The sequence below is a fragment of the Collinsella aerofaciens genome (assembly GCF_028209395.1).
Classification (GTDB): domain Bacteria; phylum Actinomycetota; class Coriobacteriia; order Coriobacteriales; family Coriobacteriaceae; genus Collinsella; species Collinsella aerofaciens_AZ.
Window position 1 is genome coordinate 1 of record NZ_JAQLDQ010000048.1, and the last position, 1,826, is coordinate 1,826.

Below are 1,826 nucleotides of genomic sequence, written 5' to 3' on the forward strand. Positions count from 1 at the left end.
AGCCAGTACCACGTACCGTTTAGGTTGAGCCAGCCGGAGGCGAGGGCGCCGGAGCCCGTCGCGTAGTACCAGGTGCCGCCGTCGAGCACCCACCCGGTCGCCATCGCGCCGGAGGCGCTGAACCAGTACGCTGAGTCGTTGCACACGTGAAGGCCCGTCACCATGGCGCCGCCCGCGTCGGGGTCGAGCCAGTACCAGAGGAGCCGCCGGTGTAAAGCCAGCCGGTCGAGGCGATGCCGTTCGCAAACCAGTACCAGGAGCCGTCGACGAGGCCCCATCCGTTAAGGGGGCCGCAGCTGCCGAAGTAGCGGCGGACGCCCTGCGCATCGGTCTGGTAGCCCGTCAGCATGGCCCCCGTCCGGGCGTCGAAGCAGTAGGGCACGCCGCCGACGGATACGGGGCCGCGCGCCAGCGCGCCGGATCCCGTCGCGTAGTACCAGGTACCGCCGTCGAGGAGCCATCCGGTAGCCATCGCGCCGGACGCATTAAACCAGTACAGTGAGCCGTTGCACTCGTGAAAGCCGGTAGCCATGGCGTGCGTCGAGGGGTCAAGCCAGTACCACGTACCGTTTAGGTTGAGCCAGCCGGAGGCGAGGGCGCCGGAGCCCGTCGCGTAGTACCAGGTGCCGCCGTCGAGCACCCACCCGGTCGCCATCGCGCCGGAGGCGTCAAACCAGTACGCGGAGCCATTGCACTCATGGAGCCCGATGGCCATGGCATGCGTCGAGGGGTCGAGCCAGTACCAGGCCCCATTGGTATAGAGCCAGCCAGAATGCAGCGAGACCGGATTAACTGAATCCACATAGAACCAGTTACCGTCAAACGAATTCCAACCCTGATTCCATTTAACGGATTCTTGAGCAGACCCATCATTGATTGAATCGGAAGAATTAAGAGTCGAGGAGACGGATTGCTGCTCAAAATCAGTAGGGATGGAGGAGCTTATGGATTCTGCGTTCGCGATATCAACCACACCGGGCCCAGCGAGCAGTAGAGTTGAAAGAATGATTAGGATTAATGTTATTCGCTTTTTCCTTGCCATGTCAGCCCCCAGTAGTAACCAATTTTTACATAAACATAGTCTACAAATGGATAGCTAAGAGCAATATGTAATTAGAAAAAAGCAATTAAAGAAGAGTTGCTAGCCGAGCCAAGCACCATTACTAGCAAAAGAGTATTGTGCCCCGTCGATCTGCTGAACACCAGTAACCATAGCGTGCGTCGAGGGATCGAGCCAGTACCAGGCGCCGCCGACATATGCCCAGCCGGAGGCCAGCGCGCCGGAGCCCGTCGCGTAGTACCAGGTTCCGCCGTCGAGGACCCATCCGGTCGCCATCGAGCCGGAGCCGTTGAACCAGTACATGGAGCCGTTGCACCCATGGAGCCCGGTGGCCATGACGTGCGTCGAGGGATCGAGCCAGTACCACGTACCGTTTAGGTTGAGCCAGCCGGAGGCGAGGGCACCGGAGCCAGTCGCGTAGTACCAGGTCCCGTCGTCGAGGACCCACCCGGTCGCCATGGCGCCGGAGGAGTTGAACCAGTATGCGGAGCCGTTGCATGCGTGAAGGCCCGTCACCATGGCGCCGCCCGCGTCGGGGTCGAGCCAGTACCAGGAGCCGCCAGTGTAAAGCCAGCCGGTCGAGGCGATGCCGTTCGCGAACCAGTACCAGGAGCCGTCGACGAGGCCCCAGCCGTTAAGGGGGCCGCAGCTGCCGAAGTAGCGGCGGACGCCCTGCGCGTCCGTCTGGTAGCCCGTCAGCATGGCCCCCGTCCGGGCGTCGAAGCAGTAGGGCACGCCGCCGACGGATACGGGGCCGCGCGCCAGC

At 62.6% G+C, this 1,826-nt stretch carries 2 protein-coding genes and 1 pseudogene; all 3 read right to left on the minus strand.

The window, feature by feature from the left end; all coding sequences use genetic code 11:
* Window positions 1-164 (minus strand): annotated as a pseudogene (locus PMW67_RS09790) (choline-binding protein D); the annotation flags it as partial.
* A complete protein-coding gene (locus PMW67_RS09655; RefSeq protein WP_271739700.1) occupies window positions 158-802 on the minus strand; it encodes a PspC-like choline-binding domain-containing protein in 645 nt (214 codons plus the stop codon). The gene PMW67_RS09655 and the pseudogene PMW67_RS09790, both read right to left, overlap by 7 nt.
* A gap of 339 nt (window positions 803-1,141) precedes the next feature.
* The gene (locus PMW67_RS09660; protein ID WP_271739701.1) at window positions 1,142-1,762 is read right to left on the minus strand and encodes a PspC-like choline-binding domain-containing protein; all 621 of its coding nucleotides are present in this window, start codon (window positions 1,760-1,762) and stop codon (window positions 1,142-1,144) included.
* Between the last annotated feature and the right edge of the window lie 64 nt (window positions 1,763-1,826).